This window comes from Clostridium sp., from assembly GCF_017888565.1.
Taxonomy (GTDB): domain Bacteria; phylum Bacillota; class Clostridia; order Clostridiales; family Clostridiaceae; genus Clostridium.
This window is the reverse complement of the sequence record NZ_JAGHFX010000047.1, coordinates 1-26,358: the sequence shown is the minus strand read 5'-3', so window position 1 is coordinate 26,358 and position 26,358 is coordinate 1. Positions and strand designations below refer to the sequence as shown.

Genomic DNA, 26,358 nt, shown 5'->3' with positions numbered 1-26,358 from the left:
AAGGGTGGCTGGATAATTTTTTAAGGGGAAAAATATGAAGGTTTTTAATAAAAAATTTTTATTAATATTTATAATATGTACTATAGGGATAATTAGCGTTACTATGTTATCTATTAGTATGGGAACTAAAACTATACCAAAAGAAGTAATTTATGATGCTATTTTTAAATTTGATGAAAATAATGTAGATCATTTAATAATAAGAAATAATAGATTACCAAGAGCTATTGCAGTATTGGTGGTTGGAGGGTTTCTAGCAGTAGCTGGATCAATTATGCAAGGAATAACAAGAAATTATTTAGCATCACCTTCATTAATGGGAGTAAATGACGGTTCGGCTTTTTTTATTACTATAGCTATGATTTTTTATCCAGGACTTTCAAATGGAAGTTTAGTTTTAGTTTCCATAATTGGATCTATAATTGGAACTTTATTAGTACTAGGAATAGGTTCATATATAAAAAATGGACTTTCACCTGTTAGACTTGCGATTATAGGAACGATAGTAGGTAGTTTTTTAGGTAGCTTAGGCTCAGCTATTGCAATGTATTTCCAAGTATCTCAAACTATTTCAGCTTGGTATAATACAAAAATTCATACTGTAAATAGTGATTTGTTAAAAATTATAATTCCAATAGGAGTAGTTGGAGTTATAATTGCAATAATAGTAGCTAAGGATATTACTATAAGTTCATTGGGGGAAGATATAGCTATTAGCTTAGGGCAAAGAACAAATATAATAAAATATATATCTATGGTTGCAGTAGTATTACTAGCATCTACTTCAGTTGCTTTAGTTGGTAAGATTGCTTTTGTAGGATTAGTAATACCGAATATTACAAGAATTTTAGTTGGACATGATTATAAATATATTATTCCTTATTCATTGATTGGAGGAGCATTCTTTTTAGGATTATGTGATTTAATAAGTAGATACATAGAATATCCTTTTGAAACACCAATAGGGACAGTAACAGCTATTATAGGAGTACCTTTCTTTTTATATATGATAAAAACTAAGGGAGGGGCGAAAAATGCATAAGAAAAAGCTTAAATATTCTTTTATAATAATATTATTATTTTTATTAATATTTTTAGCTTTCTATTTACACTTAACTAACGGAATGTTTGACATAAGTGTAATTGAAGTCTTTCAGACACTTTTTAATTTAAATGATAACGAAAAATTTAGATTAGTGGTATTTGAATTTAGGCTTCCAAGAATAATTATAGCTATTTTAATAGGAATAGGGTTATCAATTGCAGGACTTTTTTTACAAGGAATTACAAAGAATGAATTGGCTGATCCAGGAATATTAGGAATAAATTCTGGAGCAGGAGCAGCAGTAATTATATATATGTATTTTATTAATTTTAATTCCTCCTTATCTGATGGAAGTAATATTTTTAATATCTTTTCTATGCCTATCTTTGGATTTATAGGTGGTATTTTAGCAGCAATAGTAATTTTACTATTTTCAAAAAATAATAACAAAATGGATATGCAAAGACTTATTTTAACTGGTATAGCTGTAAATAGTGGATTTTCAGCTATTTCTATGCTATTTTCTATGAAAATGAATGCTTCAGATTTTGAATTTGCAGCAATTTGGCAAGCTGGAACAATATATAATGCAAATTGGACTTTTATTTATATGATGCTTCCTTGGATAATAATTCTAAGTATTTATCTTTATAAGAAAGTTCATTTATTAGATTATTTTCAGCTAGAAGATAGTAGTATAATTAATTTAGGTATAAATTTAGAAAAGGAAAAAAGAAAATTACTATTTGCATGTGTCGGTCTAATTAGTTCTTGTGTATGTGTTGCTGGAAATATAGGATTTATTGGATTAATGGCGCCTCACATTGCTAGGCAATTAGTAGGAATAAATCATAGAAAGCTTATGCCAGTAACAGCATTAGTTGGAGTTTTTCTATTGATATTATCAGATTTTATTGCTAAAACTGTTTTTGCACCATCAGAATTAGCTGTTGGTATAGTTATATCTATAATTGGAATTCCTTATTTTATATATTTATTATACAGATCATAAGAGGTAAGATATGAAAAATGCTATTAATATAAAAGATTTAAAAATAGGATATGATAAAAAAATAATAATTGAAGAACTAAAGCTTAGTATTGAAAAAGGAAAAATAACTAGTATTATTGGAGCAAATGGATGTGGAAAATCAACTCTATTAAAAAGTATAGGCAGGATACTAAAAAAAGAAAATGGAGAAATATTCATCCTAGATAAGAATATAAATGATATGAAAAGTAAAGAAATTGCAGAAAAGTTAGCGATATTATCTCAAAATCCTACTGCTCCTTCTCAGTTAAAAGTTGAGGAATTAGTTTCTTATGGAAGATATCCTCATAGAACAAATGTAAACAAATTATCTAATGAAGATAAAAATAAGATTGAATGGGCATTAAAAGTAACAAATACTTTTGAATTTAGGTATAGGGAATTATCAGATTTATCAGGAGGCCAAAGACAAAGAGTTTGGCTTGCCATGGCTTTAGCTCAAGAAACAGATATATTATTGTTAGATGAGCCAACTACTTTCTTGGATATGTCACATCAACTTGAAGTACTTAATATTGTAAAAAATTTAAATGATAAACATGGATGTACTGTAGTGATGGTTTTGCATGATATAAATCATGCTGCAAAGTATTCAGATTTTATTGTAGCAATGAAGGATGGAAAAATAGTATATAAAAATACTCCAGATTTAATAATGAGTAAAGACGTTTTAAAAGATATTTATAATATAAATGCAGAACTTATAACACATGAAAATTATAATGTTCCTTTATGTTTAAATTATGAATTACTATAATTAAAGAAAAATCAATAATTAGTAATTCCTCTATTAAATATATAATGTAAAAAATTAATATTTATACGGCATGAGTTAAAATTTAATTTGATTCATGCCAATTTTATTTTATATTCAATATATAGTAGAATGATTTCAAACTGAAAAGATAGGAATATTAATATGTTAGAAATGAGCGATTTAGAATTTTATATATTTAGTAATTTTTTATTTTATTCATTTATATATTATAATATAAGAATTATTTCTTGTATTATAAAATCTATTTTCCTTTTTTATAGTCTTTAGGTTGATTCTAGTTAGAGAATTTATTAGTAATAAATTTTAAATTTTATTTGCTAGAATAATATGAATATAAATGATAGAATACTATATATAAATTTTGGATAGGAGTAAATATGTTAGACTTTGATTTAATGAATATATTTAATGGATTTATAAGAAATTATGTAAATTTCGGTTTAAAGAAGAATAGTAGTAGATTTGAAGCAGTAAAAAAAGAAATTAAATATTTCATAATGCTTGGACAATTTTTAGGCTATTCAGTAATGCACAAGGGAATTAATAATGATGATGAAGCCTTATTGAGTAATATTGAAGTATCATGGAAAGATTATGATTCTAATACATTATCCTCAAGTTCTATGAAATTACAGCTTTTTAGAGAAAATGATTTAATTAATGACTTACAGGCAATACAAAACCTATTGTATAAAGTAAAAGAAGAGCCAAATAAAATATATATACAGATATTAGAAACTTCATCAAATACACGTATAGATTACCTTAACAATATAATTAATACGTCACATTTAGAAATGGAAAAAGATTTGTTAGTAATTTATATAATTAGGGATATACTAAATGATAGGAGTTACTATAATGGATATTTATTTGAGAAAGGTAAAATTACTAAGAGAAAAATGGGTATTTGTTATAGTGATGCTGTTGGAGATAAAAAAGCTGTTTTTAAGGTTTAATATTATCCTTTAATATTTATTATATAAAGGGAGAATAGTTATGGAAATAGAAAAAGGAAAAATACAAGAGGTTTGGAACTATGATCATAATAAGATAATAAAATATAAACAGGTAATTAAAAATAATACTTTAAATGAAGTTGCAGAAATTGAAACAGAGAATTTAAATGAATTAATAAGTGTAGTTAGAAAGCAACTGTATGAGTGGAATAAAATTGTGTAAAAAGTAGGGGGAAATATGGGGATTAAAGCCATAAGTAAAACAGATTTTGATAAAATAATAAAAATAAAGTTTGATAATATTTTAGATGGATTTGATAAATTTAAGTATGTTGAGCTTTATTCTAGAAAAGATAAAAAGAAGGAAGAAATTGAAGAGGGTTTTATTAAAACATTAGAAAGCTTTTTTGATTTAAATTATGATGAAAATAAAATAATAGTAGATTTTTATAAAAACAAACTAGATAAAGATAGCATTGAATTTATTGAAAATAATCTTAATTTAGAAGAAATAAAACTATTTAATAAAATTTTAAATGCAGGAACTATAAATGATATACTTTTTGAAATAAGTGACAAAAAGTATATAAAACTACTAACTAAGTTATGTACTAGAGAATTATTTTTTATAACATTTTATTTTACTAAAGGACCAGTTACAGTATGGGGAAATTATAATTTGAAGTTTCCATTATTTTATGATAAAGATAATATAGATGAAGGTAATATAAAAGACTATTTTAATATTGCAAAATCTAATAATTTATTATGAAATTTTAAATAAGCACATAAATTATACTTATTTATCATAATAATTAATGTTAGTTATTATATAAGTGGGTGTTATTTATGAATCATTTAAAGAATTTTATAGAAAAATTTAATAACGAAGATTTAGAAGAAGAAATAGTAGATGAAATAACTGTAGAATGCAAATATTGTAGTATAAATATTAATATTAAAGATGCATACATAGATAAAGTAGATTTAAATATTTATTGTTCTAAAAAATGCTTTATAGAAAATCTAAATTGTAAGTATTTTTAAAGGGTATCCTGAAGTAGGTACCCTTATTTTTATGATGAAATATTTTCTTCAATGTTATTGTAATTTGAAAATAGGGCAATTGCAGATAATCTAAATTCATCATTTTCTAATAATCTTAAAAACCACTTAATATGTTTGTTAGATGAATTAGCAATTACTGAATAGTTTTGATCTTTATTCTTATATTTAGGATAAATCATTGTTGATGAGTTGTTAACTTCATTAATTATAATAATACTATACTCATAATCAGTACAAAAATATTTTAAATTACTTAATTCAATACTTAAGTTATTATTGTTTATAAGTGAAGAACATTTAAATATTTCGCGTGTTTTAATATTTTTTAAAAATACTGATATCTTGTCTGAGGGTAAACAGTTGATATCATTAAAATTCAGAGATAATTTGTCATCTTTTAATTCAAAAGAAATTATATATTTTTCTAAAGTATTAAAATTATTTAGATGTAATTTAAAGAAATTATCAATATTTTTAGTTTCCTTCATAATTATTCCTCCTTAGAAATACTATATAAGCTGCACTAATATTATTAAAAATATAAAAACAACTTATATAAAATTTAAAACTATTTTATTAGTAATTAAACAAATAGAAATGCATTTATAATATATTTTTATAATATGCTAAAAATTTTTATTTAAATTATATATGTTTTAATATATGTTGCAATTAATCCTAATAGTATTAAAATTAATATAATAATTTACGTAAAATAGAGCTTGAAAGCATATATATTAACTATAATATTTCTAAGGCTAAGAAAAGTTACAAGTTATTTTGCAAAAGAACTTATATTAATTAAACTAAAAAATGCTGATTATTTCATCAGCATATCTATCATTATATCTAAGGTAGCTTTAGTTTTATTTAGGTTACTAATATAATCTGCAATGTGATTTTTATAATATTCAATTCCACTGTCTGTTATTGAATAGATTTTTTTACTTCTTTTATTTAAAAATTCATCACCAGTCCAGGAACTCTTAACATATCCTTTTAATTCCAAATCATAAAGAGTTTCATATATTGTACTAGATGAAACAGGAAATGGAAGAGAAGTTTCTGAAAACCTATTTCTAAATTCTTCAAGAACCCTATTTCCAAAAATAACATTTCCTTTTGATAATTCTTTTAATATATAAAAGCTATAAAGCATTTTTGTATTTACAACATTTCTAGGTGCAACTAATCTATTTCTTTTTTCCATAGTACATACCTCCTTTTTTATAGTTTAGCATATAAGTAAATAAAAGTACATTTAAATAATATACTCGTAAATGATAATAAAATAAAAGAAATATTACTGAACATAAACAATATGTAATGAATACAATGTACTATACAAAAGAATAGGAGTTGATTAACATGTCAAGAAGATCTAGAGGTAATAGGTGCTGTTGTAGAAATAACTGTTGTGGCGGAGGATGCTGTAATAACTGTTGTGGCGGTGGATTTGGAGGCTGCGGTGGATTCGGCGGCGGATTTGGTGGCGGTTTTGGAAATTGCGGCTTCGGTTGTGGTGGATTCTATCCAATATTATGGTTATTATTACTAGGCGGCTGTTGGTAGTAAAATAATAAAAGGGTGCATTAGCATCCTTTTATTATTAAAATCTAATATTAAATATAGATTTATGTAAGAATTTTTTTCCCGTATAGGCTAATAATAATTTATAAGAAAAAGATATATAAGGTGGTACATATGAAACAATTATATTTAAAAGACGCAAAAATGAATGAAATTATTGAAAGTACTTTTATGGTGATAAAAATATTATCTTATGATAAAAATGACTTTATTGCAGTTATTGGAGATAATTCAGGAGAAATAAAGGCTTATATAAAAAATATAAATACAGTTATAAATATTGGAGATGTTATATTAGTTAAGGGGAAATTAGCATCAAAATTTAAAGTTAATTATATAAAGAAGATTTCAGAGATAGATATATTAGATTACTTACCTTCAGTTAAGAAATCAATAAATGAAATCATGGATGAATTAAAGAATATAAGTAAATCTGAATTCAAAAGTTTAGAAGCTAGAACAATTGACGATTATTTTTTTAATAATGAAGAGTTTTTAAGTAAATTTTCAAGAGCAATAGGGGGAGTATTTAATCATCATAATTATATTGGAGGATTAGCTGAGCATACTTTAGCAGTAACAAGCCTAGCTCGTGATTTATCTTATAGATATAATTGTAAACATAAAGAAATAGCCATATTAGGAGCAAAATTGCATGATATAGGAAAAATAAGAGAAATGGTTTATGATGGACCATTTTCTTATACTTTAGAAGGAGAACTTCAAGGACATATTATTATTGGATTAAATATGTTAGAGGAAGCTTTTAATAGTGATAGGACAATTTACTCTAGTGATTTTATAAACAGATTAAAGGCTGTAATAATTCAGCACCATGGAAAACCTGAATTTGGATCTCCAAAAGAACCAAACTCAATGGAAGCGTATATAGTTCATTATGCTGATTATGTTGATGCAACATTAAATAAAATAAGTATAATATCAAGTGGTTCAGAAATCGGTGAGTGGACAAATTTTGATAAAAGAATTAACGGAAGAATTTATATATAAGAAGAACTATAAATCGTTAATAATTTTTAACTGAAGATGACATTTTATTATTATAATTCAAATATAATCATAAAAATGGTAAAGTATATGGTACAATATATTAATACAGTATATTAGAGGTGAAGTTATGCAACAAAGTAGATGTTTTTGTGAAGAATGTAATAAGATTCAGGATATAGAAGTTAGCAGTTGCAAAGAAAGTAAAGAATTTAATATAGGAAAAATTACTTACGATAAGCTATATGGAAAATGCTTAGTTTGCGGCAATAAGGTATACTCTTTTGAATTATCTAAAAAAAATAAAATTGAAATTAATAAAAAGATAAAAGAGCTAGAAGATGAAGTAACAATACTAAGAATAATAGAAGGAAGCAAAAAGGGTAATCTTATATTAGAAAACGGAGATAAAGAACTTTTAAATGAAATTGAAAGTATTTTATTAAATAAAAATAAAAAATAGTCTTAAAAGTTATTAAATAGGATTTAGTCTAATATAATATGGTGTAAAAGTATATAATTGCTTTAGGAGGACACTAATGTTGGACTTATTAATATATTTAGATGAAGTGTTAATTAAAAATTTAAATTCAGTAGCATTAAATGGCTATATTGATATAAGAACATATAGGAGAATTAAGGATAGAACTTTTGGAGGAAATGTAAAAATAGGAGATAGAGAATCTAACGGTTCAGATTTTAGGGATCATAGAGATAAAATAGAGGGATATAAAACTAAACATAAAACTTGTGAAGATCATTATCAAAATGGAAGAGATAGAAGCTTAGGTTTGGAAGGAAGAGATTTTGATAGAAATGAACAAGAAATTAAAAAGATTAGTACTGTATTTACCCTTCACAATGATTTGTTAAATAAGATGAATACTAGTAAAAATGTTAAGCAAGTTGATAGTAATTCTATTGAAAATGGAGATATAAAAGAAGGAGACTACATTCAAATAACTGGATGTGTACAAGAAACTTCACTTCCTCTTTATATAGATACATTAATTGATACTATTAATTGTTATGGAGTAGATTTTTTAAATACTTTATTAGAAAAGAAAGACCTAAAAACATTAAATTTTACTATAATTTGCAAACTTTTAGAAGGTTTAAGAAAGTCTATAACTGCAAATGGAACTCATGACTTACTTATACAAAATGAAAAAGCCTCATTAGTTCTTACAATAAGTGAAAATAACTTTTTGAATAATCATTCTCATATGTTTGATTTAGTTCATTGCTCTTGTAAGATTTTTGGTAAGGTTATGATGATAAAGGAAGATGATAATAAATGCATAAGTTTATTAAGGAAATCATCTCAAGAGGAATATTACCAGCAAATAATTGATTCCATAGATCCATATTTAGAAGTTTTAAAAGAAAATAATATAATTCTTCCCAAAAAGCCAGAGTGTAATATAAAAGGGAAGATGATAATGATTTTACCTATAAGTATATGCTTATAATTATAATAAGCATATACTTTTAATTTGATATAAGGAGTATTACAGTTTAATTTTAAAATGTGATTATATAAGATATTAAAATATTGAAGAAAGCTTAAAACTTGACAAAGAAAAAATAATGTAATTGATAAAATAACTTATTATGATAGCGATGATTAAATATAAGAATATTTTACAGTTTCATTCATTAAGTTAATAAGAAAATTTATATATCTTCACTTTTTAACTTAATGTAGAAAGAAAAAAAAAATTGTTGTATAATTAATTTTTAGTGAGTAACATAAAGAATAAAAGGAAAAGAGGCATTAAGATGAAAGTAGGATTTGACCATAAAAAATATTTAGAAGAGCAATCTAAATATATATTAGAGCGAGTAAATAATTATGATAAATTATATTTAGAATTTGGTGGAAAACTTATGTTTGACTTACATGCAAAAAGAGTTTTACCAGGATTCGATGAAAATGCTAAAATAAAGCTTTTACAAAAATTAAAAGAAAAAGTTGAAGTTGTTATTTGCGTCTACGCAGGAGATATAGAAAGAAATAAAATAAGAGGCGATTTTGGCATTACATATGATTTAGAAGTCCTAAGATTAATAGATGATTTAAGAGCCTATGAACTTGATGTAAATAGTGTTGTTATAACAAGATATAATGGACAACCGGCTACCACTGTTTTTATAAATAAATTAGAGCGTAGAGGAATAAAGGTTTATAAGCATGAAGCAACAAAGGGATATCCAACAGATGTTGATACTATAGTAAGTGATGAAGGATATGGAAAAAACCCTTACATAGAAACTACTAAGCCAATAGTAGTAGTTACAGCTCCAGGTCCAGGAAGTGGTAAACTTGCAACATGTTTAAGTCAATTATATCATGAAAATAAAAGAGGAAATGCTGCAGGATACTCTAAATTTGAAACTTTCCCAGTTTGGAATGTTCCATTAAAGCATCCTTTAAATATAGCATATGAAGCAGCAACTGTAGATTTAAAAGATGTAAATATGATAGATTCATTCCATTTTGATGCTTATAATAAGGTGGCTGTAAATTATAATAGAGATATAGAAAGCTTCCCAGTATTAAAAAGAATCATAGAAAAGATTACTGGTGAGGAATCAGTTTATAAATCACCAACGGATATGGGAGTAAATAGAGTTGGTTATGGAATAGTAGATGATGAAGTAGTTAAAGAGGCGTCAAAGCAAGAAATAATAAGAAGATATTTTAAAACTACTTGTGAATATAAAAAAGGTTATGTAGATAAAGAAACATCTGATAGAGCAAAGCTTATTATGGAAGAGCTAAATCTAAAAGAAACAGATAGAAAAGTTGTAATCCCAGCAAGAGAATCTTTATTAAAACAAAGAAGTTTAGGGAATAAAAATGAATTATTTTCAGCAGTTGCATTAGAGCTTGAAGACGGAAGCATAATAACAGGAAAAAGCTCACAAGTAATGGATGCTACAGCCGCTGTTATATTAAATTCTATTAAGCATCTTGCAAATATATCAGATGATATTCATCTTTTATCTCCTGTAATATTAGAACCAATTAAAAATTTAAAGTTAAAGACATTAGGAATAAATAATACTGTTTTAAACTGTGAAGAGATATTAATTGCATTAAGTATATGTGCTGCTACTAATCCAACAGCACAAGTAGCTTTAGATAAGTTAAAGATGCTAAAAGGATGTCAAGCTCATTCAACAACTATTATAACTACAAATGACGAACAAACATTTAGAAGACTTGGAATAGATATAACTTGTGATCCAGAATATCAAAGTGAAAGTTTATATTATAATAATTAGTAATTTAAAACTATCTTTAGAGAACTCTAGAGATAGTTTTTTATAAATCAATAAAATTTCTATTTATACTATAATTTTAAATCAATTTTAGGAAATACTATTCTTAATAGAATAGGAGGTTTTTTAAATGAATATTGATTTATCCGTTAAAATTATTCCTTTAGGTGGAGTAGGAGAAATAGGAAAAAATATTACAGCTATAGAAGTTAGCGATGAAATAATTGTAGTAGATTGTGGTGTTGCTTTTCCAGATGAAGAAATGTATGGAGTAGATTTGATAATTCCAGATATAACATATTTAAAGCAAAACAAAGATAAAGTAAAAGGATTTTTTATTACACATGGTCATGAAGATCATATTGGAGCAATTCCATACATATTGAAACAATTAAATGTACCGATATATGGAACAAAATTAGCATTAGCTATTATTGAAAATAAATTAAGAGAACATGATTTAATAGAGACTAGCAATTTAATAAGCGTAGATCCAGGATCAAAGGTTGACTTAAAAAATATAAGTGTAGAATTTATACAAAGCACACACAGTATAGCAGAATCATGCTGTTTATCTATAAAAACTCCTTTAGGAGTTATATTCCATACTGGTGATTTTAAAATAGACTTAACACCTATAGATGATAAGGTTATAGATATAGATAGAATATCAACTATAGGAAAAGAAGGAGTCATTTTATTGATGGCTGATAGTACAAATGTTGAAAGATCTGGCTACACAATGTCAGAGAAATCAATAGGTAATACATTTAATAGGATTTTTAGAGGGGCAAAGGGAAGAATAATCATTGCAACCTTTGCATCAAATATACATAGAATGCAGCAGATTATAAATGCTTCTATAGAAAATAATAGGAGGGTAGCTTTTTCAGGAAGAAGCATGGAAAGCATATCAAAAGTAGCTTTTGAGCTTGGTTATCTTCATATACCAGATGGAATGTTAATTGAAATTGATGATATAAATAATTACTCTAATGAAAATATAACAATTATAACAACAGGTAGTCAGGGCGAACCAATGGCAGCATTAGCAAGAATAGCTTTTGGAACTCATAGAAAAATAAAAATAGAAAGAGATGACTTATTTATAATTTCTGCATCACCAATACCAGGAAATGATAAGTTAATTTCAAAAGTTATAAATCAATTATTTAAAAAAGGTGCAGAAGTTATTTATGAAGATTTAGAAGAGGTACACGTATCAGGTCATGCATATAGAGAAGAATTAAAATTAATGTATAGATTAATAAAACCTAAATACTTTATGCCTGTTCATGGTGAATATAGACATTTAAAACATCATAAAGATTTAGCAATTAGCCTAGGGATGGATTCTAAAGATGTATTTATGCTAGAACGCGGAGAAGTATTAGAAATAAATGATAGTAGTGCTAGAATATCCGGAAAGGTAACAACAGGTACTGTTTTGGTTGATGGATTAGGTGTTGGAGATGTAGGAACATTAGTATTAAGGGATAGAAAGCATTTGGCACAAGATGGCTTAGTTAATATAGTTGTGACAATAGAAAAAGAAAGCTATAGTATAATAGCAGGTCCAGATATAATTACAAGAGGTTTTGTATACGTAAAAGAATCTGAAGATTTAATAAAGGAATTAAAGCAAATTGCAACTGATGAACTTCAAAATTGTTTAGACGATAAAATTTTAGAATGGTATTTAATAAAAACAAATGTGAAGAAAGCTTTAGAGCGATATATTTACGATAAAACAAAAAGAAGACCTACAATTATACCAATAATTATGGAAATTTAAAAAAATTAATAAGCTAGTATAAAAAAATAAATTTACAAGTGATTTTAGTATATAAATAAAGTAAATATTATAAATAAAATATATCTTTAAATTTTATAATTTAGTTAAATAAATATGTAGATTATTATTTGAAACATATATATAATAGATAGTAAAAAATAAATAGGAGGGGTTTTATGAAAAACGTAGCAGCATTTTTTGATATTGATGGGACTATATATAGAGAAGGTTTAATTACAGAAGTATTTAAAAAGATAATAAAATATGAACTAGTTAGTGAAAATAAATGGTATAAAGACGTAAGACCTTCATATATCAAATGGGACAAAAGGCAAGGTGATTATGATACGTATCTTTTAAAAATGGTAGATATTTATGTTGAAGCAATAAAAGGAATAGATAAATATCATATAGATTATATAGCTAAAAAAGTTATAGAACAAAAGGGTGATAGAGTATATACATTCAGTAGAGAAAGAATAAAGTGGCATAAAGAGCAAGGTCATATAGTTATTGCAATATCAGGATCTCCAAGTGAATTAGTAAAAGAAATGTCCAAGAAATATAACATGGATGATTATAGAGGAACAATTTATAAATTAGATGGTGATAATAAGTATAGTGGTGAAGTAATTCCTATGTGGGATCATGAAAGTAAATTAAATGCTATTAATGAGCTTCAAAAGAAATATAATATTGATTTAAGCAAAAGCTATGCATATGGAGATACATCGGGAGATATAACTATGTTTAAGTCTGTAGGAATACCATATGCAATAAATCCTACAAAAGAACTTCTAGATAAAGTTATGGAAGATAAAGAAATAAGAGAAAAGATAAAAGTTATTGTAGAGCGTAAAGATGTAACTTATAACTTAGATATAAATTGCATAAATGTTTTATAAAAGTTAATATAATGAAGTTAATAATACAATAGACAATAAACTCCTTAGGTTATATAATAATTAATGAATTACAAAGGAAAAAGTCATTAATTTAAGGAGATTGGTATGTTAACTATTGATAATAAAATGTTAGAAGAAAAAATAAAACAGCTTAGAAAAGCTGTTGAAATAGTAGGAGGAAAGGAGCTTTTAGAAACTATAAAAAGTGACGATGAATTAGCACTTCTTATATTGCAAAGCTCTTTTCAAAATGAATATGCATGTATAGAAGTATTAGAAAAGAAATATTCTATTTTAGAGTTAATTAAAATAAAGTTAGAATATGAAAAAAATTATATAAAAACTAAAAAGAAGTACGTTCAAAAAATAGTTTATAAAATAAAGGAATATAATACTTATTTAGATTCTTTAATTAGAAAATATAGAAAAGGTGGTGGAATTGAAGAATTTAGAAGTATTAAAAATGAAATAGAACTTAGATACTCTATGGATATAAATAATTTTATATTATCTAGTATAATTGAAATAGATAAAGACTTAAACAATGACTATTACGGAGAGTATTTAAATTCCAAAAAGGAAGATTTTATAAACACTATAATAACTACTTTGGTTTAATTTCTATAATAAAATTTACTCTTAAGGGGAAACTATAAATGTAAAGTACAACCTTAGGAGGTGTTAAACATGAGCAAACTAATGAGAAAAATGAAGAGAAATCTTAAAAGAAAGAAGATGAAAAGCAATTTATTATTAGAAATAGCTGATGATTTTATGGATATAGTTCATAATGCTAAATTATATAAAAAAATGAATAAAGCAAAAAGAAGAATGAAATAAACAAAAAAATAATATCTAATATTATATTAGATATTATTTTTTTTATTAAATTGCTCTTATAGTAATTAGTTTTGCATTAAATCAAGAACACAAAAAGTTAACAATGATGTTAAATAGATGATAAGGTTATTAGGGTGAAATTGCAATGAATAATTAATTGAATATTGGAATTTATATAAATTTATAAAATATTAACTTAAGTAATATAATAATCTATTCTAATAAATATTTAATCTTTAGAGCAATCTAACAAATTAAAGTATATATTATATAATGATTATATTTAGTTAGGCGGGATATTGATGGAAGAAGAAATTAAGTAAATTGTTGATGAAATAAAGGATGATTTAATTAATTAATATATTAAAGAGGGGTATCTATCCCTCTTTAATATGTAATAAAATAAAGTTTACTTTAAACTAATGTATTAATTATTTTTAATACATTTGATTTATTTTAAAGCCCATGTTTATAAAAGTTTCTTTAATTAGATTTATATGTTCAATACCATTAGTTTCGATAGTTACTTCTAACAAAACATTTTTCAATCTATTAGAAGCTTTAAATTGATTATGCTCAAGTTGAACAATATTTGCATTTAATTCTGAGAGTATTCTAGAGATTTCTTGAAGTTGTCCAGGTGTATCTGGAAGTTCAAGAGTAAAGCAAAATAATCTACCTCTTTCAACTAATCCATCATTTATTAAAGATGAAATAGTAATCATATCTATATTACCACCACTAATTATGCACGCTATCTTTTTATTTGTATAATTTAATCTTTTTAATGCAGCTAATGAAGCAGCACCTGAAGCTTCTGCAAGTAATTTATGTTTTTCACATAATATTAAAAATGCTTCAGCTATTTCTTGATCAGAGACTGTAATAATATCATCAACATATTCTTTTATTATCTTATATGTTAAATCACCAGGTGATTTAACAGCAATACCATCTGCTATAGTATTAACAGAATTTAAAGATATTAAATCGCCATTTTTAAAGCTTTGCTCCATGGCATTTGCACCTTCAGCTTGTACACCTATAATCTTTATAGAAGGTTTAATTTCTTTTGCAGCTAAGGAGATTCCGCTTATTAATCCACCACCACCAATTGGGCACAAGATTATATCAATATCATTTATTTCTTCTAGTATTTCTAAAGCAATAGTTCCTTGTCCATAAATTACATTTATATCATTGAAAGGGTGTATGAATATTAAATTATCATTTTCTTCAATACTTTTAGCTTTTAGAAATGCATCATCATAGCAGTTTCCATGAAGAACTACATTACCACCAAAGTCTTTAGTTGATTGTATTTTCAGATAAGGAGTAGTTTTCGGCATAACTATTGTAGATTTTACTCCTAAAAGGCTTGCTGCATATGCAACACCTTGTGCATGATTACCTGCAGAAGAACAAACAACACCTTTACTTTTTTCGTCATCACTTAAAGAACGAATTTTATTAAGTGCGCCTCTTATTTTATAAGCTCCCGTAAGTTGGAGATTCTCACACTTCATATATATAGAACAATTTGTCATTTTTGAAAAAATAGGACTATACAATATTGGAGTTTTGTTAATAACATCTTTAATTTTTTCTCTGGTTTTCTCAATTTCACTTAAATGCATAAACTTCCACCTCTAGTAAATTTTATATAATAAAAATATTATATCACTATTTAAATATATGAAGAATATAAATTTCAGAAAAGTATATTTTTTTGTAAAATTATAAAAAATAGAATTATTAAGATATAGAAAGGAGAAGTTATTTATGAGTGAACATTACACTGATTTAAGTAATATAGGTAATTTTACGAAAAATGCTGTGAAAATCTTTGAAAAAAATATAGTTAATAAGACTAATTATCTAGAAAGTGTAGAAACTAATAAAAAGTTTAATAATAATTATAGTGTTAAGGAGAAATCAAATGAATAATAATTATCCTATGCAGTTTCCAGCACAGCATCAAAATGTACAGCCTGGAATAGAAGAAAATATGAATCCAAAACCAATTTTCAAATCAGAAACTTGTAATGAAGGAAGTAATAAGTTAAAGGATAAAGTAGCAATTATTACGGGTGGAGATAGTGGAATTGGTAGAGCTGTAGCTCTAGCATTTGCTAAGGAAGGTGCCAAATTAGCAATAATTTATTTAAATGAACAGCAAGATGCAGAAATAACTAAAAAGCTTATAGAAGATATGAATGGAGAATGTATTTTAATAAGTGGCGATATTGGTGATGAAAATTTCTGCATATCTGCAGTTAATTCAATAATAAGTAAGTTTAATAAAATCAATATATTAGTTAATAATTCTGCTGAACAACATGTGTGCAATGCTTTAACAGATATAACTAAAGAACAGTTTGAGAGAACATTTAAAACTAATGTATTTGGAGCATTCTTTATAACAAAAGAAGTTTTAAAACACTTAAATGCAGGAGATTGTATTATTAATACTACTTCAGTCACTGCTTATCATGGACATAAAACTTTAATAGATTATTCAATGACTAAAGGTGCATTAACTTCATTTACAAGATCTTTAGCATTAAATTTAGCAGACAAAGGAATAAGAGTTAATGCTGTAGCACCAGGACCAGTATGGACACCATTAATTCCGGCATCGTTTTCTGAAAGTGATGTAGCTAGCTTTGGTACAACTACCCCAATGAAAAGAGCAGCTCAACCAGTTGAACTTGGAGAAAGTTATGTTTTCTTAGCAAGTGATGGTGCATCATACATAACAGGAGAAACTATTCATGTTAATGGAGGAGAAATTGTAAACTCATAGAAGGAAATATAGAATATTGATATTATTAAATATAAAAAACTAAAAATTAAAATAAAAATATACTTATTTATTTAAGTATATTTTTGTTTTAATTATATCTTTAGATTCGATATATTATAAATATTTTTTTATTAATAAAAATTTATTAATAAAAATAAAGAAAATTTACATAATTAAATATTTAAGGCTTTAAAGAATATATGAGTTTTTAGAGTTATATATTCTTTAATATAATTTAGTATTGAATAATGAAATTTAGCTTAATATAACAAAAAGTATATTAAGCTTATAATAGATAGAACGAAAAGTAGAATTAAGGTTTTCTTAAATTAAGCAATATGTAAAGTATAATTAAATATATGAATAATTTTAAAATAAGCTATAAAACGATTACGGAAATTATATTCTTTATTTATTTTCGACTCGGGTCGAAGTATAAAGCTATAATATAAAGGGAATTTACATTTTCAAGGTGAAATATGGTAATAATTAATAAAATATGATATCATATATATTATTTATTAAATAATAAATTTTATTTTATATTTTATATGGGATTAGGGTGAAAGATATGGGTAATTTAGTTAATTTTTGTATGAAAGATTCTAAATTAGAACGAGATGATTTAAGCGAAGTAGTTTCATTCGATGACTTGTTTAATAAAGAAAAGTCAGGGACTGGGGTTTATAGTTTCCCTAATTTAGAGCTAATTAAATCAGATAAACTTTATAAAGATATATTAGAAGATATAAGTATTAAAAGATCAAGATACTTAAAGATGTCACTACAAGAACTTATGAATTTAAATGAAGAAGACATTATATTAACTCTTCTAAAAAATGCTATAGAAAGCGGAAAAATACAAATGTCTCAAAATCTTATTCATAAAAAAAAGAATGGTGATATAGATTACTTAAAGTGTGTAGTTACTCCTGTGAAGGAAGAAGATTCATTAATTTTTTTAATAATAACACTTTTAAATGTAACAGAAATTGCTATTGAAAACGAGAATTTAAAAAATGAAATCTTAAAATTAAAGGAGGAAAATTTAAAATTAAAGGAGAAAAATTCAAAATTAAAGGGTGAATTTCTTAAATATAAAAACATAGTTAAAAATATGACTGATGGTTTAATTTTTTTTGATAAAAATGGGAAAGTTGAATTTTTAAATGGGGCAGCTAAAGAATTTTTTTATGAACCAGATAAGTTAAATATATTAGGACAAACCCTTGAACACACTAGGTATTATGATGTAAATGGAAATATATTAGAAATTGATGAATTACCAGCTTCACGATCATTAAATGGAGAAATAATAACGAGTATGAGATTTATATGTGAAAGACCGGATAAAACTATCAAAACAGATATAAGTTGCAATCCTTTATATGATCAGAATAATGAGTTAATTGGAGCAATATCTAGTATTAGATCTTTAAATGATTCATTAAGAGTTGAAAATTGCTTAAAAAAGCAAAGAGATAAATTTTATAATATTATAGATAGTTTAGATTTGCTTATATGTAGATTTTCATATCCAGATTTTAAGGTAATACATTATAATAAAAAAGTAAACGAAGAAATAATATATTCTAATCAGAATACTTATTCATCATTTTTACAAATTCCACTCAATGATAGACAAATGTTGGAAGGGGAACAAAAAAATAATTCTATGATTAGTGGTAGTAATATTAAAGTGGTACTTAGTGGAAAAGAGAGATATATAGAAACTTTTTATCAATATATCTTTGATTTTGACGGACAGGTAAAAGAAGTTATAAAAGTTGGAATAGATATAACTGATAAGGTAAGCCATCAACAAGAATTAGAAGGAATATTAAAAACTCAAGAAGAATTTTTTTCATTTATTGCACATGAGTTTAGAACTCCTTTAACAGTTATGAGTTCTACGACTCAATTATTAAATTTACTCTATAGAAAAGATTTACCTGAAAAGGTTGTAAGTTATATTGATAAAATAAGTTTAAGTACACTACAGCAGTTAAGACTTGTAAATAACCTTTTAGATATAACAAGAGCTGATGCTGGTTATTTGAATGTAAATTTACGTAATTATGATATAGTAAGTATGTCTAAAGTTATTACTGAATCTGTTAGAAGTTTTGCTGTGCGAAAAGACATTAACCTTGAATTTATTTGTAATATTGATAAGAAAGTCATAGCTGTTGATGATGAAAAGTATGAAAGAATATTACTTAATTTATTATCAAATGCAATTAAATTTACTCCAAATGGTAAGACTGTAAAGGTAGAGTTAGATTCCAATGACAGGTTTACTAATATTAGCGTTAAAGATGAGGGTGTAGGTATTCCTAAAGAAAAGCAAGAGGTTATTTTTAATCGGTTTGGACAAGTAAATAATGATTTAACAAGAAAGTCAGAAGGAACAGGAATAGGGTTGTGCCTAGTTCGTCTTCTTATAAATTCTATGGGCGGAAGAATAGAACTAAAAAGTGAATTAGGAAAAGGTAGTAAATTTACTATTATACTTCCTAATAAAGTTATTTCAACTGACACTAAAGGATTAGATATGAATCTTATGGACAATAGGTTAGTTCAAACTATGGATATGGAATTTTCTAACATATATATCGAATAAATAAAGATAGCCAAATTTTTTTTGGCTATCTTTATTTAGTACATAATTTTTTATATTTTTTATAACCTATAACTGATGCACCTATTGCCCCTGCATATTGACTTAATTCATCAGTTATAACATTAAAATCTAAATACTCACTTAATATTTCTTTAAATGAACTTGAATTAGCAAGACCACCAGTAAAAAACACATCATTTTCTAATTTTAATCTTCTAGCAAAATTTGCAGTTCTTTTAGCAATTGAATGAATAACTCCTAAAGATATATCACCTCGAGCAACATCTTGGGATAAAAGACTTATGATTTCACTTTCAGCAAAAACAGTACACATACTAGAAATATTTACTTTATTTTTATCTTTAACAAATTCATCTATGTTTTTAATATCTTCTTCAAGAATACGCATCATTACTTCTATGAATCTTCCAGTACCTGCAGCACACTTATCATTCATGATAAAATCTATAACGTTTAATGAGTTGTCGAGTTTTATTACTTTACAATCTTGTCCACCTAAATCGATAATGATTCTAGTTTTTTCGTTTAGAAAAGCAGCTCCTTGTGCATGACAAGTTATTTCTGTGACTTTCTTATCAGATTCTTTTAGTAAATCTCTTCCATAACCAGTAGTAATGGTGTATTTAACATTTTCACTAAAAAGATTATTATATACTAAATAAATACTTTCCTTTGGCTTAGCAGAAGTTCTTATTTTGTAAGTGTTAATTATTTTTTCGCCATCAAATAAAGCTCCCTTTGTATAAGTTGAGCCTGAGTCAATTCCTAAAGTGTATATATTCATAATTATATCCTATAGCATTTCAATAAATGCTGCCATTCTTGTATTTAATTGTCCAATATCACTATTAGAAAAATCAGTTTCTACACTCATATAAGGAATATCTTTTTTAGCGTTTACAAATCTTTTAATTGATAATGTTTCAACGTTATAAGTATGACAAGCAGTTAAAATTACATCAACTACAGCATCAATTTTATATTCATCAATCATTTTATCAAGGAGTTTAATACGATTTGGATTAGGGCTCATACAAGAGCAACCAATAGATAAATATTTTTCTGCTAATGCATTATATACATCTGGATTATTTTCATCTACTAAGTCTTCAACAGCTTTTGCACCACTACAATTTTCAAATGCAACTACATAAGCACCATTTTCTTCGATAGCTTTAATAACTTTTTCTGTTGCTGTTCCAAGTGGGCAACCAGTTATTAAAATTCTAGGCTTAGATTCATATTTTTTTGTATCTTTATATTCAATTTTAATTTTATCAATTAATTCATTCAATTGATTTGGTATTACTTCTTTATCAAAAGCAAAGGTTGTACCATTTAAGACTTTAAAAATATCAGTCCCAGTAACAGGCACAGGATCTAGCTTTCCTAATTCATAAAATTCTTTAAGAGCTTTTCTTTCATTATTTTTTATTTTTATAGCTTTTCTTATATTTTCTTCAGAGATAATAACGTTAAATTGTTTTTCTAAAGTGTTTTTTAGCTTTATAATTTCATTTTTCCAAAGCTTAAATCCATCTTCACTTTGAGAATTTGGAAGTTCCATAACATGAACAGGTTTAAATTCAGAAAGATATTCATACATCTTTTTCTTACCATCACAAGTTGTTTCTCCAACTACTAAATCAGAGAAATAGAAGAAAGGACATTTATCTGTTTTTCCAAATCCATAGCTTGATTTTATTAATGGACATAAATTACGAGGTAAGTCTTGTTCAGCGTCTGGAATAGTTTCATCAGAAGATGCACATAAAGATACTGTCGAAGCACCCATTGCCAAAGCTATTTCTTGAGGGAAATAGGTGCAAAATACTCCTATAAGAGGTATATCCTTTTCTTTTTGTTCCTTTGCCGTAATAAATGAATTCCTTCTAATTTCACCGAAGGTTTCAAAAATTTCAGGTAAATCTTTTTGTAGTTTCATAAATCTCAATCTCCCTTTTAATGTTAATAAATAATAAGTAAAGTTTATTTTAAATATATGATAAAAAGAGTTTAAAAATGAAAAGTTGGATTAGGATTAATTAATTTATATATTAGTATTTTAACATGAAAATACGCTTCTGAAAACGGTTTATAAAAGTTTATATATTACTAATTAAATATGGATTTTAGGATTGTAGTTCTAAAAAATTTAATTAAACAAGTTAAAAAGAGATTTAAAATAATCTTTAAATTTGTCGTGCGCGCTTTTTAAACCTCTGGCGACTATATTTTTAAAGGTAAAAATATGAATGATAAAACTGAAAGACAAATTGCATTTATGAGAAATAGGGAGTTTGCCTTTATATTTCAGAATTTCTCTTTAATAAAAGATTTAAATGTAATTGAAAATATCTTACTACCTTTAGAATTTAGTGGAAAAAGAAAAGTTAATTTTAATAAAGTTAAAGATTATATGCTTGATTTAGGCATATTAGATTTGAAAAAACGTAAAGTTTGGACATTATCAGGGGGACAGCAACAAAGAGTTGCCATTGCAAGAGCTTTAGTGCAGGAAACTAATATTATTTTAGCTGATGAGCCTACAGGTGCATTAGATCAATCAAATAGTGTTATAATGACAGAGATATTAAAAATGCTAAACAAAAAACATAATAAGACTATAATTTTAGTTACTCATGATAAGTATGTTGCTAATGCTGCTAATAAGATAATAGAAATGAAAGATGGTAAAATAATAATTTGATTATATAAAGGTTTTTTTATTATATCTTATAGTATGTTATAAATAGTAATATTTTTATAAAATGATATAATTATATTATTTGGAGGGATACTTAATGGATGAAAAAACAAATGTAATGCGAATTTTAGATAAAAAGAAAATTAAATATAATAGTTACTCTTATGTAGATACTGATGCCATAAGTGGGGTAGAGGTTGCAAAAGTATTAGGGCAAGATCCTAATCAGGTTTTTAAAACCCTTGTAACAGTTGGAAAATCAAAAAATTATTATGTATTTGTAATACCTGTGGAAAAAGAATTGAATTTGAAAAAAGCAGCAAAAAGTGTCGGTGAAAAATCTATTGAAATGATAAAGTCAAAAGAATTATTACCATTAACAGGTTACATTCATGGGGGATGTTCTCCTATTTCAATTTAAACAAAAAAATAACGAACGAAGTCCGTTATTTAAAAGAAAATTCAAATGTATCTGTCTTTGGATCATAAACTATTTCTTTGAAGATATTCATTACGCTAGATCTTTTATCATCAACTGTCATATCATCATTAAATGATCTTACATTATAAAATACAAAGTCATAATTTACATTCATATTTTCAAGTTCTTGCATTTCTAATTCTATTATTTCATTTCTAATTTTAGTTTTTTCAGTAGTCAGCAGTTCTATTCTGTTTACAATAAAAATAGAAGCTTCATTACTAAGAATTGAAAGTTTATCAGTAAGATTATTTATATTTTTATCAATAGTTTTAATTTTCTTTTCTAATGATGAAATAGCTTTTTTATTATTTACTAAATTTTTATTATAAGAAGAATTGAAAACATCTTTATTTTTTAATTTATATATTAATTTAGATATTCTATCTTCAATATAATCTTTTTTTATTCTTTTAGTATTAGTACAAGTTTTTAGTTTTCCTTGAAGCATATCTCTACACATATAATAATCTGTTATAGATTCGTATATTTTTTCGGTACCATCTTTTTTATAATATTTTGTTTTAGTTTTTTTAGTTTGACCACAATAAGTCTTTCCACAGGACTTACAACGTAAAGTTTTTGTTAGCCAGTATTTTTCACTAAATCTATTACCTTCACGTGATATATTTGAATCCATTTGCTTATTAACTGCTATCCAAACATCAGGCTCAATTAATCCAGGTATATCACTAACAACTGCATATTTAGTATTTTTGTCATTATAGGTAAGGTAGGAATTAATTAAATTTTCTTCACCTAAAACAGTATATCCTTTATGTTTTAAGTATAAGTTAACCGACTTAGAACTTTTAACATAAATAGGTTTTCTCCAAGATGAAGCTAGAGTAGTTCCTTGAAAAGTATGGTTATATTTTTCTTTAATATATGAAATTATTTCAGAGTTTAAATTATTATTATATTTCATAGTAAATAAATCATATATTAAGTTAGCATTTGATATTTCTAAACCACCATTTTTACCATTAATAAATCCAGTTGGAGCACTCCCACCAGTCCATTTACCTTTTTTAGCGATAGAAAGCATATTATCGCTAACTCTTTGTTGAATATTACTTCTTTCCATTTCTGCAAAAGAAGCTAATAAAGTTAGCATCATTTTACCCATTTGAGTATTTGGGTCGAAACCTTCACTAACTGATATAAGTTCTACATTACTTTGTTTAAATTTTTCTAATGTATTCAAGAAATCTAATGTATTTCTTGCTATTCTGTCAATCTTATAACAAATAACAATATCTAATTGCTTAAGATCTATAAGTTTAAGCATTTTTTGAAATGCAGGTCTATTAGTATTGCCACCACTAAATCCTTCATCCTCAAAAATTTCAAAGTTAGCATTAGAATATTTTTTATTAATATAGTCTTTACATAAATTTATTTGAGTTTCTATTGAAACAGATCCTTCAACCAAAACAGATTTTCTACAGTAAATTGCAACCCTAATTTTAATCACCTCATTTACATATATTTAAGTAAAGACTTTGATTTTTCAAAGTCTTTACTATAAAAATTATTTGTTGAATTTTTCGTTAATGCCAAGTTGGTCTTTTAAAGCAATTTGAAGGACTTGTGAAAAATTAATTTTCTTTTCTTCAGCAAGTTTATTAAGCCATAGTGGAATAGTTAATGTTTTCTTTACAGATTGATTTTCTATAGCAGTTCTATAAAGAGGCATATAAACATCAATAAGAACTGGAACTTGATTTTTATTAATATTGAGGTCGCTTAAAGAAGAAGGTACTGGTATTTCTTCATTATCAGATTCCATTCCATATAAATGTAGTGCTAAAGCTTCTTTAGCCATATTTATTGCATCATTTTGTGTGTCACTACAAGATAAACATCCAGGTAAATCAGGAAATTCTATAGATATGCCATCTTCATCATAAGTAAAAATTGATAAGAATGAATAAATATCTTTCATAATAACCATCCTTTTTATAATAGTTAAGGAGAGAGGGATTAATTTAACTTAATCCCAGCTTGTTGAAAAATACTTTTAACAGTTTTCTTAGGTAAATCCTTTTTAGGATGAGGTATGGTTACCTTTCCTTTTTTAAAAGGGTGCTTATATTGATGATGATCACCTACACAAGCTACTTCATACCAACCATCTGCTAATAGTATTTTAACAAGTTCCCTTGAAGAATAAGATTTCATCAAGTTCCCTCCTTACGACACTATTATAACACGTATTTTAATACGTGTAAATAAAAAAGAGGATTAAATTTAATCCTCTTTTTTATTTTGCTAGTCTTTCAATAATAGATGCTATAAGTTCCCAGTCATCTTTATTTTCAATTTCTAGCATAGCTTTTATGATTCTCTTTTTAAAGTCATCACTTTCAGCTGCAAAAGCACCAACTAAAAAAGCAAATTCTTCGTCAGAGGTCATTTTAGCTTCCATTTCACCTTCACCAGTTCTGAGCCATTGTTCGTTAATTTTAAATTCTCTGCAGATATCATTTATTACTCTATCTGTAACATTTTTAGCTCCAGTTTCATATCCTGCGATAGCACTTCTTGAAAGACTTATAGATTTTCCGAATTCATCTTGTGAAAGATTTTTGGAAATTCTAATAAGTTTTATTCTATCTTTAATTTTATTCATAAAAAAACCTCCCATAAATATAATACTGCAAAAAGTGTCGCTTAGCAACATTAAATGAAGTTAAAATTAAAAAATTTGCAAAAAAAACTTGAAAATAGTTCTAAAGTGTCTTATTATAAAAATATAAAGTTCTAAAAGAACGAATTAAGTGGAGGGAGAGTGTAAAAATGACATTACAAGAAAAACAAAATATTTTATCAAGAATATTTAATACAAAAAGTAATATTAGTGGATATACAAAAGAAAGAGCAGAGGGAATTATCGAAGGAATAATAATAGGAGCATCTATCAATATAAGTGAAGAAAGGAAAAGATTAAAAATGGTAGGAGTGAAAAGTAATGGCTAGAAAAAGAAAAGAAAAAGAATATGATCCTAGCTTACCAGAGCCAGAATTAAAATTCATAGATGGAAAGCCATTTGTTACTGATGGTTGGATAATGGGAAGCAGAATAATAATAAAACAACAACCTTCTATGGAGACAATCAAATATGTAAATGGGATGTTTGCTATACAAGTCAGAAGTATAGAAAGAAAAGCTAAAGAAAGCGGGAAATCAATAGAGGAGTACATGAGAATGGATAAGGGGTGTTTGTGTGAGCAATAGTTTATTAGAAAAGTTCAAGAAAACTTATGAAGAAGGTACAAGCTTTAAAGTAGGCAGGCATTTCTTTGATAAAAAAGGTGATTTAAGGGTTGTAATAGTAAATGCTGCAGGAAAAGAGTTATTTAAGCTTACAGTTAAAGAATATCCTAATG

At 25.7% G+C, this 26,358-nt stretch carries 31 protein-coding genes and 1 pseudogene; 23 read left to right on the top strand and 9 right to left on the bottom strand.

The genetic code is table 11. The annotated features are described in order from the left end of the window. Window positions 1-34: 34 nt before the first annotated feature. The 7 genes from J7M87_RS08835 to J7M87_RS08805 all read left to right on the top strand — a co-directional run bounded on the left by J7M87_RS08835 (window position 35) and on the right by J7M87_RS08805 (window position 4,880). Window positions 35-1,042 (top strand): iron ABC transporter permease, encoded by a 1,008-nt coding sequence (locus J7M87_RS08835; RefSeq protein WP_291650703.1) that lies wholly within the window; start codon window positions 35-37, stop codon window positions 1,040-1,042. Continuing rightward, the gene (locus J7M87_RS08830; RefSeq protein ID WP_291650702.1) at window positions 1,035-2,057 is read left to right on the top strand and encodes an iron ABC transporter permease; all 1,023 of its coding nucleotides are present in this window, start codon (window positions 1,035-1,037) and stop codon (window positions 2,055-2,057) included. Before J7M87_RS08835 ends, J7M87_RS08830 begins: the two co-directional genes overlap by 8 nt. A gap of 10 nt (window positions 2,058-2,067) precedes the next feature. Beyond that, a complete protein-coding gene (locus J7M87_RS08825) occupies window positions 2,068-2,853 on the top strand; it encodes an ABC transporter ATP-binding protein (protein WP_291650701.1) in 786 nt (261 codons plus the stop codon). 398 nt (window positions 2,854-3,251) lie between these two features. Continuing rightward, window positions 3,252-3,833 (top strand): hypothetical protein, encoded by a 582-nt coding sequence (locus J7M87_RS08820; protein WP_291650700.1) that lies wholly within the window; start codon window positions 3,252-3,254, stop codon window positions 3,831-3,833. A gap of 40 nt (window positions 3,834-3,873) precedes the next feature. Then, window positions 3,874-4,056 carry a hypothetical protein gene (locus tag J7M87_RS08815; RefSeq protein ID WP_291650699.1) on the top strand — a complete coding sequence of 61 codons (183 nt, stop codon included), beginning with the start codon at window positions 3,874-3,876 and terminating at the stop codon, window positions 4,054-4,056. A 15-nt stretch (window positions 4,057-4,071) separates the two neighbouring features. Then, a complete protein-coding gene (locus J7M87_RS08810; RefSeq protein ID WP_291650698.1) occupies window positions 4,072-4,605 on the top strand; it encodes a hypothetical protein in 534 nt (177 codons plus the stop codon). 77 nt (window positions 4,606-4,682) lie between these two features. Next, complete coding sequence (locus J7M87_RS08805; RefSeq protein ID WP_291650697.1) at window positions 4,683-4,880, top strand: hypothetical protein; 198 nt, start codon at window positions 4,683-4,685, stop codon at window positions 4,878-4,880. A gap of 29 nt (window positions 4,881-4,909) precedes the next feature. Here the strand turns inward: J7M87_RS08805 and J7M87_RS08800 are convergent, their stop codons facing one another. Together J7M87_RS08800 and J7M87_RS08795 are read right to left on the bottom strand one after the other, a co-directional pair. After that, window positions 4,910-5,389, bottom strand: a complete 480-nt coding sequence (locus J7M87_RS08800) for a hypothetical protein (RefSeq protein ID WP_291650696.1) — start codon at window positions 5,387-5,389, stop codon at window positions 4,910-4,912. Between the two features lie 332 nt (window positions 5,390-5,721). Continuing rightward, the gene (locus tag J7M87_RS08795; protein ID WP_291650695.1) at window positions 5,722-6,111 is read right to left on the bottom strand and encodes a PadR family transcriptional regulator; all 390 of its coding nucleotides are present in this window, start codon (window positions 6,109-6,111) and stop codon (window positions 5,722-5,724) included. Between the two features lie 158 nt (window positions 6,112-6,269). Between J7M87_RS08795 and J7M87_RS08790 the strand changes: the two genes are divergently transcribed. From J7M87_RS08790 to J7M87_RS08750, 9 genes are all read left to right on the top strand, one after another. Continuing rightward, on the top strand, window positions 6,270-6,473 hold the full coding sequence (locus J7M87_RS08790; RefSeq protein WP_291650694.1) for a hypothetical protein: 204 nt from the start codon (window positions 6,270-6,272) through the stop codon (window positions 6,471-6,473). Window positions 6,474-6,605: 132 nt separating this feature from the next. After that, complete coding sequence (locus J7M87_RS08785; protein ID WP_291650691.1) at window positions 6,606-7,502, top strand: HD domain-containing protein; 897 nt, start codon at window positions 6,606-6,608, stop codon at window positions 7,500-7,502. Between the two features lie 127 nt (window positions 7,503-7,629). Then, window positions 7,630-7,962, top strand: a complete 333-nt coding sequence (locus J7M87_RS08780) for a hypothetical protein (protein ID WP_291650690.1) — start codon at window positions 7,630-7,632, stop codon at window positions 7,960-7,962. Window positions 7,963-8,038: 76 nt separating this feature from the next. Beyond that, complete coding sequence (locus J7M87_RS08775) at window positions 8,039-8,971, top strand: hypothetical protein (protein ID WP_291650688.1); 933 nt, start codon at window positions 8,039-8,041, stop codon at window positions 8,969-8,971. 310 nt (window positions 8,972-9,281) lie between these two features. Next, a complete protein-coding gene (locus tag J7M87_RS08770; protein ID WP_291650686.1) occupies window positions 9,282-10,790 on the top strand; it encodes a DUF1846 domain-containing protein in 1,509 nt (502 codons plus the stop codon). 127 nt (window positions 10,791-10,917) lie between these two features. Further along, window positions 10,918-12,582, top strand: a complete 1,665-nt coding sequence (locus J7M87_RS08765; RefSeq protein ID WP_291650684.1) for a ribonuclease J — start codon at window positions 10,918-10,920, stop codon at window positions 12,580-12,582. Between the two features lie 176 nt (window positions 12,583-12,758). Then, window positions 12,759-13,487: an HAD-IB family hydrolase gene (locus J7M87_RS08760; RefSeq protein ID WP_209740776.1), complete on the top strand. Its 729-nt coding sequence runs from the start codon at window positions 12,759-12,761 to the stop codon at window positions 13,485-13,487. A gap of 105 nt (window positions 13,488-13,592) precedes the next feature. After that, window positions 13,593-14,105, top strand: a complete 513-nt coding sequence (locus J7M87_RS08755; protein ID WP_291650679.1) for a hypothetical protein — start codon at window positions 13,593-13,595, stop codon at window positions 14,103-14,105. 69 nt (window positions 14,106-14,174) lie between these two features. Continuing rightward, window positions 14,175-14,327: a hypothetical protein gene (locus tag J7M87_RS08750; protein WP_291650677.1), complete on the top strand. Its 153-nt coding sequence runs from the start codon at window positions 14,175-14,177 to the stop codon at window positions 14,325-14,327. Between the two features lie 437 nt (window positions 14,328-14,764). Here J7M87_RS08750 and ilvA read toward each other — a convergent pair whose 3' ends face one another. Beyond that, window positions 14,765-15,964 carry a threonine ammonia-lyase gene (gene ilvA, locus J7M87_RS08745; RefSeq protein WP_291650675.1) on the bottom strand — a complete coding sequence of 400 codons (1,200 nt, stop codon included), beginning with the start codon at window positions 15,962-15,964 and terminating at the stop codon, window positions 14,765-14,767. Between the two features lie 145 nt (window positions 15,965-16,109). On the opposite strand from ilvA, the gene J7M87_RS08740 reads away from it, so the two are divergent. From J7M87_RS08740 to J7M87_RS08730, 3 genes are all read left to right on the top strand, one after another. Continuing rightward, window positions 16,110-16,274 carry a hypothetical protein gene (locus J7M87_RS08740; RefSeq protein WP_291650673.1) on the top strand — a complete coding sequence of 55 codons (165 nt, stop codon included), beginning with the start codon at window positions 16,110-16,112 and terminating at the stop codon, window positions 16,272-16,274. Beyond that, a complete protein-coding gene (locus J7M87_RS08735; protein ID WP_291650671.1) occupies window positions 16,267-17,133 on the top strand; it encodes an SDR family oxidoreductase in 867 nt (288 codons plus the stop codon). The genes J7M87_RS08740 and J7M87_RS08735 overlap by 8 nt, the downstream gene beginning before the upstream one ends. A gap of 571 nt (window positions 17,134-17,704) precedes the next feature. Further along, window positions 17,705-19,756, top strand: coding sequence for a PAS domain-containing sensor histidine kinase (locus tag J7M87_RS08730; RefSeq protein ID WP_291650669.1), 2,052 nt, complete (start codon window positions 17,705-17,707; stop codon window positions 19,754-19,756). Between the two features lie 31 nt (window positions 19,757-19,787). Here J7M87_RS08730 and J7M87_RS08725 read toward each other — a convergent pair whose 3' ends face one another. Together J7M87_RS08725 and J7M87_RS08720 are read right to left on the bottom strand one after the other, a co-directional pair. Then, window positions 19,788-20,561 carry an acyl-CoA dehydratase activase gene (locus tag J7M87_RS08725; protein WP_291650666.1) on the bottom strand — a complete coding sequence of 258 codons (774 nt, stop codon included), beginning with the start codon at window positions 20,559-20,561 and terminating at the stop codon, window positions 19,788-19,790. A 9-nt stretch (window positions 20,562-20,570) separates the two neighbouring features. Further along, complete coding sequence (locus J7M87_RS08720; protein WP_291650664.1) at window positions 20,571-21,722, bottom strand: double-cubane-cluster-containing anaerobic reductase; 1,152 nt, start codon at window positions 21,720-21,722, stop codon at window positions 20,571-20,573. 288 nt (window positions 21,723-22,010) lie between these two features. On the opposite strand from J7M87_RS08720, the gene J7M87_RS08715 reads away from it, so the two are divergent. Beyond that, on the top strand, window positions 22,011-22,487 hold the full coding sequence (locus J7M87_RS08715) for an ATP-binding cassette domain-containing protein (RefSeq protein ID WP_291650709.1): 477 nt from the start codon (window positions 22,011-22,013) through the stop codon (window positions 22,485-22,487). A gap of 94 nt (window positions 22,488-22,581) precedes the next feature. Next, window positions 22,582-22,896, top strand: a pseudogene (locus J7M87_RS08710) (aminoacyl-tRNA deacylase); the annotation flags it as partial. Window positions 22,897-22,930: 34 nt separating this feature from the next. On the opposite strand, the gene J7M87_RS08705 reads toward J7M87_RS08710, so the two are convergent. From J7M87_RS08705 to J7M87_RS08690, 4 genes are all read right to left on the bottom strand, one after another. Next, the gene (locus J7M87_RS08705) at window positions 22,931-24,442 is read right to left on the bottom strand and encodes a recombinase family protein (protein ID WP_291650661.1); all 1,512 of its coding nucleotides are present in this window, start codon (window positions 24,440-24,442) and stop codon (window positions 22,931-22,933) included. A gap of 57 nt (window positions 24,443-24,499) precedes the next feature. Then, a complete protein-coding gene (locus J7M87_RS08700; RefSeq protein WP_271816856.1) occupies window positions 24,500-24,913 on the bottom strand; it encodes a type II toxin-antitoxin system HicB family antitoxin in 414 nt (137 codons plus the stop codon). A 38-nt stretch (window positions 24,914-24,951) separates the two neighbouring features. Then, the gene (locus J7M87_RS08695) at window positions 24,952-25,149 is read right to left on the bottom strand and encodes a type II toxin-antitoxin system HicA family toxin (RefSeq protein ID WP_291650658.1); all 198 of its coding nucleotides are present in this window, start codon (window positions 25,147-25,149) and stop codon (window positions 24,952-24,954) included. An 82-nt stretch (window positions 25,150-25,231) separates the two neighbouring features. Beyond that, window positions 25,232-25,600 (bottom strand): helix-turn-helix transcriptional regulator, encoded by a 369-nt coding sequence (locus tag J7M87_RS08690; protein WP_271816857.1) that lies wholly within the window; start codon window positions 25,598-25,600, stop codon window positions 25,232-25,234. 167 nt (window positions 25,601-25,767) lie between these two features. Between J7M87_RS08690 and J7M87_RS08685 the strand changes: the two genes are divergently transcribed. Further along, window positions 25,768-25,947 (top strand): hypothetical protein, encoded by a 180-nt coding sequence (locus J7M87_RS08685; RefSeq protein WP_291650652.1) that lies wholly within the window; start codon window positions 25,768-25,770, stop codon window positions 25,945-25,947. Beyond that, window positions 25,940-26,206, top strand: a complete 267-nt coding sequence (locus J7M87_RS08680) for a hypothetical protein (RefSeq protein WP_291650650.1) — start codon at window positions 25,940-25,942, stop codon at window positions 26,204-26,206. The genes J7M87_RS08685 and J7M87_RS08680 overlap by 8 nt, the downstream gene beginning before the upstream one ends. The last annotated feature ends 152 nt before the right edge of the window (window positions 26,207-26,358 follow it).

What these genes read in the sequence shown, in the direction of transcription:
- J7M87_RS08735 (WP_291650671.1), top strand. Translation starts at nt 16,267, where the DNA reads ATGAATAATAATTATCCTATGCAGTTTCCAGCACAGCATCAAAATGTA.
- J7M87_RS08760 (WP_209740776.1), top strand. Translation starts at nt 12,759, where the DNA reads ATGAAAAACGTAGCAGCATTTTTTGATATTGATGGGACTATATATAGA.
- J7M87_RS08785 (WP_291650691.1), top strand. Translation starts at nt 6,606, where the DNA reads ATGAAACAATTATATTTAAAAGACGCAAAAATGAATGAAATTATTGAA.
- J7M87_RS08685 (WP_291650652.1), top strand. Translation starts at nt 25,768, where the DNA reads ATGACATTACAAGAAAAACAAAATATTTTATCAAGAATATTTAATACA.
- J7M87_RS08830 (WP_291650702.1), top strand. Translation starts at nt 1,035, where the DNA reads ATGCATAAGAAAAAGCTTAAATATTCTTTTATAATAATATTATTATTT.
- J7M87_RS08725 (WP_291650666.1), bottom strand. Translation starts at nt 20,561, where the DNA reads ATGAATATATACACTTTAGGAATTGACTCAGGCTCAACTTATACAAAG.
- J7M87_RS08825 (WP_291650701.1), top strand. Translation starts at nt 2,068, where the DNA reads ATGAAAAATGCTATTAATATAAAAGATTTAAAAATAGGATATGATAAA.
- J7M87_RS08795 (WP_291650695.1), bottom strand. Translation starts at nt 6,111, where the DNA reads ATGGAAAAAAGAAATAGATTAGTTGCACCTAGAAATGTTGTAAATACA.
- J7M87_RS08700 (WP_271816856.1), bottom strand. Translation starts at nt 24,913, where the DNA reads ATGAAAGATATTTATTCATTCTTATCAATTTTTACTTATGATGAAGAT.
- J7M87_RS08740 (WP_291650673.1), top strand. Translation starts at nt 16,110, where the DNA reads ATGAGTGAACATTACACTGATTTAAGTAATATAGGTAATTTTACGAAA.
- J7M87_RS08755 (WP_291650679.1), top strand. Translation starts at nt 13,593, where the DNA reads ATGTTAACTATTGATAATAAAATGTTAGAAGAAAAAATAAAACAGCTT.
- J7M87_RS08720 (WP_291650664.1), bottom strand. Translation starts at nt 21,722, where the DNA reads ATGAAACTACAAAAAGATTTACCTGAAATTTTTGAAACCTTCGGTGAA.
- J7M87_RS08750 (WP_291650677.1), top strand. Translation starts at nt 14,175, where the DNA reads ATGAGCAAACTAATGAGAAAAATGAAGAGAAATCTTAAAAGAAAGAAG.
- J7M87_RS08730 (WP_291650669.1), top strand. Translation starts at nt 17,705, where the DNA reads ATGGGTAATTTAGTTAATTTTTGTATGAAAGATTCTAAATTAGAACGA.
- J7M87_RS08680 (WP_291650650.1), top strand. Translation starts at nt 25,940, where the DNA reads ATGGCTAGAAAAAGAAAAGAAAAAGAATATGATCCTAGCTTACCAGAG.
- J7M87_RS08815 (WP_291650699.1), top strand. Translation starts at nt 3,874, where the DNA reads ATGGAAATAGAAAAAGGAAAAATACAAGAGGTTTGGAACTATGATCAT.
- J7M87_RS08765 (WP_291650684.1), top strand. Translation starts at nt 10,918, where the DNA reads ATGAATATTGATTTATCCGTTAAAATTATTCCTTTAGGTGGAGTAGGA.
- J7M87_RS08805 (WP_291650697.1), top strand. Translation starts at nt 4,683, where the DNA reads ATGAATCATTTAAAGAATTTTATAGAAAAATTTAATAACGAAGATTTA.
- ilvA (WP_291650675.1), bottom strand. Translation starts at nt 15,964, where the DNA reads ATGCATTTAAGTGAAATTGAGAAAACCAGAGAAAAAATTAAAGATGTT.
- J7M87_RS08770 (WP_291650686.1), top strand. Translation starts at nt 9,282, where the DNA reads ATGAAAGTAGGATTTGACCATAAAAAATATTTAGAAGAGCAATCTAAA.
- J7M87_RS08835 (WP_291650703.1), top strand. Translation starts at nt 35, where the DNA reads ATGAAGGTTTTTAATAAAAAATTTTTATTAATATTTATAATATGTACT.
- J7M87_RS08800 (WP_291650696.1), bottom strand. Translation starts at nt 5,389, where the DNA reads ATGAAGGAAACTAAAAATATTGATAATTTCTTTAAATTACATCTAAAT.
- J7M87_RS08775 (WP_291650688.1), top strand. Translation starts at nt 8,039, where the DNA reads ATGTTGGACTTATTAATATATTTAGATGAAGTGTTAATTAAAAATTTA.
- J7M87_RS08790 (WP_291650694.1), top strand. Translation starts at nt 6,270, where the DNA reads ATGTCAAGAAGATCTAGAGGTAATAGGTGCTGTTGTAGAAATAACTGT.
- J7M87_RS08695 (WP_291650658.1), bottom strand. Translation starts at nt 25,149, where the DNA reads ATGAAATCTTATTCTTCAAGGGAACTTGTTAAAATACTATTAGCAGAT.
- J7M87_RS08780 (WP_291650690.1), top strand. Translation starts at nt 7,630, where the DNA reads ATGCAACAAAGTAGATGTTTTTGTGAAGAATGTAATAAGATTCAGGAT.
- J7M87_RS08820 (WP_291650700.1), top strand. Translation starts at nt 3,252, where the DNA reads ATGTTAGACTTTGATTTAATGAATATATTTAATGGATTTATAAGAAAT.
- J7M87_RS08810 (WP_291650698.1), top strand. Translation starts at nt 4,072, where the DNA reads ATGGGGATTAAAGCCATAAGTAAAACAGATTTTGATAAAATAATAAAA.
- J7M87_RS08690 (WP_271816857.1), bottom strand. Translation starts at nt 25,600, where the DNA reads ATGAATAAAATTAAAGATAGAATAAAACTTATTAGAATTTCCAAAAAT.